Below are 6,203 nucleotides of genomic sequence, written 5' to 3' on the forward strand. Positions count from 1 at the left end.
GCCAGCGGCGTGACCCCGCTGGAGCCCTGAGCCCGGGCCGCGGTCGAGCGCGCCTGTCGGTGGCGGCGCATAGCCTTGTTCACGGGCCGCCGGGCCCGGCGCGGCCCGCCCGGGCAGGGGCCGGCGGCGTGCGGGGCGACCGCACGGGACGAACACGAGACGGAGGAGGCGCCGTGCAGCAGTACCTCGACCTGCTCGACCGCGTGATGAACGAGGGCGTCGACCGGCCCGACCGCACCGGCACCGGCACGCGCAGCGTCTTCGGCCACCAGATGCGCTTCCGCCTCGCCGACGGCTTCCCGCTGGTCACCACCAAGAGGGTCTACGCGCGCGGCGTCTTCGGCGAGCTGCTGTGGTTCCTGCGCGGCGACACCAACATCGCCTGGCTGCACGGGAACAACGTCCACATCTGGGACGAGTGGGCCGACGAGAACGGCGACCTGGGGCCCATCTACGGTCACCAGTGGCGCAGCTGGCCCGACTACGACGGCGGCACCATCGACCAGCTCGCGCAGGTGATCGACCGGATCCGGGACGACCCGTACTCGCGCCGCCTGGTCGTCTCGTCCTGGAACGTCGCCGAGGCGGAAGACATGGCCCTGCCGCCGTGCCACGTGCTCTTCCAGTTCTACGTGTCCCCCGGGCACGGCGGCGCCCCCGGCGCCCTGAGCTGCGGCCTCTACCAGCGCTCGGCCGACCTGTTCCTGGGCGTGCCCTTCAACATCGCCTCCTACGCCCTGCTCACCCACATGGTGGCGCAGGTCTGCGGGCTGGGCGTCGGCGACTTCGTCCACACCCTGGGCGACGCGCACATCTACCACAACCACTTCGACCAGGTGCGCGAGCAGCTGTCGCGCGAGCCGCGCCCGCTGCCGACGCTCGAGCTCAATCCCGCGGTGAGGGGCATCGACGAGTTCGAGCTGGGCGACATCGAGCTGTCCGGCTACGACCCGCACCCGGCGATCAGGGCCCCGGTGGCGGTGTGAGCGGCGCAGCGGCCGGCGGCCGGCCCACCGGCCCGAGGGTCATCGCCATCGCGGCGGTCGCGGCCAACGGCGTGATCGGCGACGGCGCCTGCCAGCCCTTCGGGTTCCGCGAGGACCTGAGGCGCTTCAGGGCGGTCACGATGGGCCATCCGATGATCCTCGGCCACGTCACGCACCGCATCATGGGCCTGCTCGGCGGGCGCACCAGCGTCGTCATCAGCCGCGACCCGGCCTCGGTGCGCTTCCCGCCCGATCCGCCCCGCGGCTCGCGCGGCATCGCCGTGCCGAGCCTGGCCGAGGCCCTGCGCGTCGCCGCCGGGCTCGACCGCGACAGGGTCTTCGTCTGCGGCGGCGGCCAGGTCTACCGCGCCGCCATGGACTGGGTCGGCGAACTCGACATCACCCGCGTGCACGCGGACGCCGCCGGCCCGGTCACCTTCCCGGAGATCGACGCCGCCACCTGGCGCGAGGTCGAGCGCGTCGGCGGCGAGCTGTTCGACTTCGTCCGCTACGAGCGCGTCGGCGCCCCCCGCCGGATCCCCACCGCCGGGTGCGCCGGGGCCCCGGCCCCCGCCGCTTCCGGCGGGCCGGTCGGCGAAGGGGGCTGACCGTGCGCTCGTCGGCCTCCGTGCTGCACCTCGACCTCGACGCCTTCTTCGCATCGGTCGAGCAGCGCGACAAGCCCTCGCTGGTCGGCAAACCGGTCATCGTCGGGGGAGTGGGCGGGCGCGGCGTCGTCGCGACGGCCAGCTACGAGGCCCGCGCACTGGGCGTCCACTCGGCCATGGGCACCGGCCAGGCCCGGCACCTGGCCCCGCACGCCGCCTACCTGGCCACCCGCTTCGCCGCCTACCGCGAGTCGAGCCGCATCGTCATGGCCCTGCTCGGCGAGCTCAGCCCGCTCGTCGAGCCCGTCAGCATCGACGAGGCCTTCGTCGACCTGGCCGCGGGCGGGCGGGACGTCTCACCGCCCGCGCTCGCCGGGCTGGTCGACGACCTGCGCCGCGGGATCGCCGTGCGCACCGAGGGCCTGCACGCCTCGGTCGGCGTCGGCTCGAGCAAGTTCATCGCCAAACTCGCCTCCCAGGCCGCCAAGCCCGACGGCGCCCGCATCATCGCGCCCGGCCGGGAGCTCGACTTCATCGCTCCGATGAGCGTTCGGGCCATCCCCGGCATCGGCCCGGCCACCACTGAGAAGCTCAATCGCCTGGGCATCCGCACGGTCACCGAGTTGCGCGAGGCCAGCCCGCACGAGCTCGTCCGCGAACTCGGCCGGGCCGTGGGCGAGTACGTGCACGGCATCGCCTTCGCCCAGGACGAGCGCCCCGTGCTCCCGCGCGGCGAGGCCAAGTCGATCTCGGTCGAGGACACCTTCGAGGAGGACATCACCGGGGAGGGCGCCATCGCCGAGATCATCGCCAAGGACGCCCGGCTGGTCGCCGCCAGGCTCAACAGGGCGGGCCTGTTCGCCCGCACCGTCACCTTCAAGGCCCGCATGGCCGACTTCAGCACGGTCAGCCGCTCGCGCACCCTGCTGGGCGCCACGGACCATCCCGAGCGCATCGCCGCCGTCGCCCAGGGCCTGGCCGGGGCCGTCGACCCGCGGGCCGGGGTGCGGCTCGTCGGCGTGGGCGTCTCGAACTTCACCCAGGCCGCCCAGGAGGAGCTCTTCGAGGTGGACGACGGCGAGCCGGCCACGGGCACCCTGGTGCAGTACGACGAGTCCGCCCCGCCCGTCACCGTGCGCCGCGCCGACGCCGGCTACCTGCCCGGCATGGACGTCGAGCACGAGCAGTGGGGCCGCGGCTGGGTGTGGGGGGCCGGCCACGGCGTGGTCACGGTGCGCTTCGAGCGGCGCGGCGGGCCCATCGGGCCGGTCCGTTCCCTGAGGGCGGACGATCCGGCGCTGCGCCGCGCCGAGCCCCTCGCCCTGGCGTTCGCCGTGCCCGAGTCCGACGAGGACGGGCACGGCCCGGGGTGGGCCCGCGCGGTGGGGGACTTAGGCGGGGCCCCTCTCGTGTGACAGACTGAGCACTGCAGCATTGACGAGGAATCCCGGTGCCCAGCCCGGCTGGCAGTCCGGAGCGGTCCCGCCACTGTGATCCGGCCCGGCGGGCCGGTGAGCCAGATACTCGCATGCTGCCGGCAGGAACCATTGGGCGAGGCACCTGAGGAGGCCATGTGAGCGAGAACCGCGCGCGCCCCGACGGCGGACGGACCGGCGCCGGACGGCGATTCATCGGGGTGGGGGTGGGCCCCGGCGATCCCGAGCTGGTCACGCTCAAGGCGGTGCGGGTGCTCCGGGCCGCCGACGTCGTCCTCGTCCCGTTCACCGAGGCCTCCGTCGGGGGCCCCGGCCGCGCCGAGCGGATCATCGCCCAGGTCGTCCCCGACTGCACCGCCCGGATCAGGCGCGTCCCCTTCTCGATGGCCCAGCGCCGCGGCGTGGGGGCCAGGCGCGCCGAGAGCTGGCGGGCCAGCGCCGACGCCGCGGTCGAGGCCTTCGAGTCGGGAGGCCGTACCGTCGCCTTCGCCACCGTCGGCGACCCGGCCGTCTTCTCCACCTTCAGCTATCTGCGCGCCACCGTCGCCGAGCGCCTGCCGGACGTCGCCTACGAGCTCGTGCCCGGCATCACCGCCATGCAGGCCCTGGCGGCCGCCAGCACCACCCCGCTCGCGGAGGGCCGCGAGATCCTCGCCCTCGTGCCGGCCACCGTCGGGCCCGACAGGCTCGGGCAGGTGCTCGACGCCGTCGACTCGGTCGCCGTCTACAAGGGCGGCCGCAAGCTCCCCGAGGTGCTCGAGGCGCTGCGCGCCCGCGGCCGCCGGGCCGTCATCGGCACCGACGTCTCGCTCCCCGACCAGCAGCTCGCCGGCCTCGACGAGGTCGGCCCCGACGAGGAGCGCCCCTACTTCTCGGCCGTCCTGACCACGCCCGAGCGCACCATCACGGGAGGCCGCATATGAGCGGGCGCCCCGGGCCCGCGGCCCCCATCGGCCCGGAGCCCGACGTCGATGCGATGGACCACTCGCTGATCGACCCGCCGCCCCTGCCGGCCCCGGCCCGTGGCGGCTCCCGCGGCCTGGTCGCCTTCATCGGGGCCGGGCCGGGCGCCCCCGACCTGGTGAGCGTGCGCGGCGCCCGCATCATCGCCGACGCCGACATCATCGTCTGGGCCTCCAGCCTCGTCCACCCCGACGTGGTCGCCGGCCACAGGCCGGGCGCCGAGCTCATCGACTCCGCGTCGATCCCGCTGGAGGCCCTCGTCCCGCTGTACACCCGCGCCCGCGACGAGGACCTGCTCGTGGCCCGCGTGCACACCGGCGATCCGGCGATCTACGGCGCCACCGCCGAGCAGCGCGACCTGTGCCGCCGGATCGGCATCGACGTCGAGACCGTGCCCGGCATCTCGGCGTTCAGCGCCGCCGCCGCCCGCCTGGACGCCGAGGTCACCGTGCCCGAGGTCAGCCAGTCCCTGATCGTCACCCGCCTGGAGGGCGGCCGCACGCCGATGCCGGACGGCGAGACCATCGCCTCGTTCGCCGCGCACGGGGCCACCATGGCCGTCTACCTGTCGGCGGCCCGCCACCGCGCCCTGCAGGAGGCCCTGCTCGAGGGCGGCTACGCGCCCGGGACCCCCTGCATCATCGGCTACTGCGTCACCTGGCCGCAGGAGATGATGTTCCGCTGCGACCTGGCCCGCCTGTCCGAGACGATGAGGGCCCACCGGCTGTGGAAGCACACGGTCGTGCTCGTCGGCCCGGCCCTGGCCGAGGGGCCCATAGCCGGCCGCAGCCACCTGTACCATCCCGGCTTCCACCACGAGTACCGCGACGCCGACGCCCGGGCCCGGCAGGAGCTGCGCGAGCGCGGCGCCCGCGCCCTGGGCGAGGACACCGATGCGGCCGGCCGCGCCGGCACCGTCCCGGAGGAGAACGCATGATCCGCGTCCACGGACACCTCGGCGGGATCAGCGAGCAGCTGCGCGCGGACGCGGCCGCCGCCGATCTCGTGGTCGGCGGGCGCCGCCACCTCGACGCCCTGTCGGTGCCCGAGCCCAGGCGCCAGGTGCTCGGCCTCATCGCCCCGGCCGTCGAGCGCATCAAGGCCCTGCCCGACGACGCCAGCGTCGTCGTCGTCGCCTCGGGCGACCCGCTGTTCTTCGGCATCGCGCGGCGCCTGCGCCAGGCCGGCCTGGCCGTCGAGGTCGTCCCCGCGGTGACCAGCGTCCAGGCGGCCTTCGCCGCCGTCGCCGTGCCGTGGGACGACGCCCAGATCGTCAGCGCCCACTCGCGCGGCATCGAGGCGGCCGTGCGCGTGGCCCGCAACCACCCGAAGGTCGCCGTCCTGACGGCCCCCGGGCGCGGCGTCCGCGAGCTCGCCGAGGCCCTGAGGGGCTCGGGCAAGACCTACGTCGTCGCCGCCCGCATGGGCGAGCCCGACCAGCGGGTCGACGTCTGCACCGAGGAGCAGGCCCTCGGGCTGGGCGCCGACGACGTGCCCGGCCTGCACGTCGTGCTCGTGCTCGACCACCGCCCCGACGAGGCGGCCGTGCTCGGCGCGACCCCCGAGATCGCCGGCGACGCCGAGACGCCCGCCGACGACGGGGCCCGCCCAGGCTGCAGGGTGCGCCCGGACGGCTCCGACGCCGAGCCGATCATCGGCCACGTCTACACGACCGGCCGCGCCCGCGCGAACGCCGACCGCATCGACGAGACCCTGTCCGTCGCGTCCAAGCGCTACGCCGGCGGGATGGCGGCCGGACTGGCCGCGGCCTGGGCCGAGTGCGACCTGATCGTCTCCCACGTCGCCCTGGGGGCCACGGCCCGGATGATCGCGCCGCTGCTCGCCGACAAGAAGACCGATCCGGGCGTCGTCGTGGTCGACGAGGCCGGCCGCTTCGCGATCCCGCTGGTCGGCGGCCACGTGGGCGGGGCCAACGAGCTCGCCCGCCGCATCGCCGAGGGGCTCGGCGCCACCGCCGTCGTCTCCACCGCCACCGACTCGCTGGGCCTGCCCGCCCTGGACCGGCTCGGCTGGGCCTTCAGCGGCGATGTGGCGGCCGTGACCACCGCCATCATCGAGGGCAGGCCCGTCGACTGGGTGCGCGACCGGCTGTGGCGCGTCCCGCCGATGCCCGCCCACGTGCGCGTCACCGGCCCCGGCGAGGCGCCCGCCGACGGTGCGGCACCCGCCGCAGAGCCCGGACACCCCGC

The 6,203-nt window shown here is 75.4% G+C and carries 6 protein-coding genes and 1 riboswitch; all 6 genes read left to right on the plus strand.

Going from position 1 to position 6,203, the window contains the following annotated elements; translation table 11 throughout:
* Positions 1-173 precede the first annotated feature (173 nt).
* A complete protein-coding gene (locus R2N01_RS10760) occupies positions 174-986 on the plus strand; it encodes a thymidylate synthase (protein ID WP_316671046.1) in 813 nt (270 codons plus the stop codon).
* Positions 983-1,594 carry a dihydrofolate reductase gene (locus R2N01_RS10765; RefSeq protein WP_316671049.1) on the plus strand — a complete coding sequence of 204 codons (612 nt, stop codon included), beginning with the start codon at positions 983-985 and terminating at the stop codon, positions 1,592-1,594. Before R2N01_RS10760 ends, R2N01_RS10765 begins: the two co-directional genes overlap by 4 nt.
* 2 nt (positions 1,595-1,596) lie before the next feature.
* Positions 1,597-3,009, plus strand: coding sequence for a DNA polymerase IV (locus R2N01_RS10770; RefSeq protein WP_316671052.1), 1,413 nt, complete (start codon positions 1,597-1,599; stop codon positions 3,007-3,009).
* A riboswitch (cobalamin riboswitch) is annotated at positions 2,987-3,141 on the plus strand. Its footprint overlaps the gene before it by 23 nt.
* A 26-nt stretch (positions 3,142-3,167) precedes the next feature.
* Positions 3,168-3,953 (plus strand): precorrin-2 C(20)-methyltransferase, encoded by a 786-nt coding sequence (gene cobI, locus R2N01_RS10775; RefSeq protein WP_316671054.1) that lies wholly within the window; start codon positions 3,168-3,170, stop codon positions 3,951-3,953.
* Positions 3,950-4,930, plus strand: a complete 981-nt coding sequence (gene cobM, locus R2N01_RS10780; RefSeq protein WP_316671056.1) for a precorrin-4 C(11)-methyltransferase — start codon at positions 3,950-3,952, stop codon at positions 4,928-4,930. Before cobI ends, cobM begins: the two co-directional genes overlap by 4 nt.
* On the plus strand, positions 4,927-6,203 hold a 1,277-nt coding region (cbiE, locus tag R2N01_RS10785; RefSeq protein ID WP_316671058.1), incomplete at its 3' end, for a precorrin-6y C5,15-methyltransferase (decarboxylating) subunit CbiE. The genes cobM and cbiE, both read left to right, overlap by 4 nt.

The sequence above is a fragment of the uncultured Propionibacterium sp. genome (assembly GCF_963539965.1).
Lineage (GTDB): Bacteria > Actinomycetota > Actinomycetes > Propionibacteriales > Propionibacteriaceae > Propionibacterium.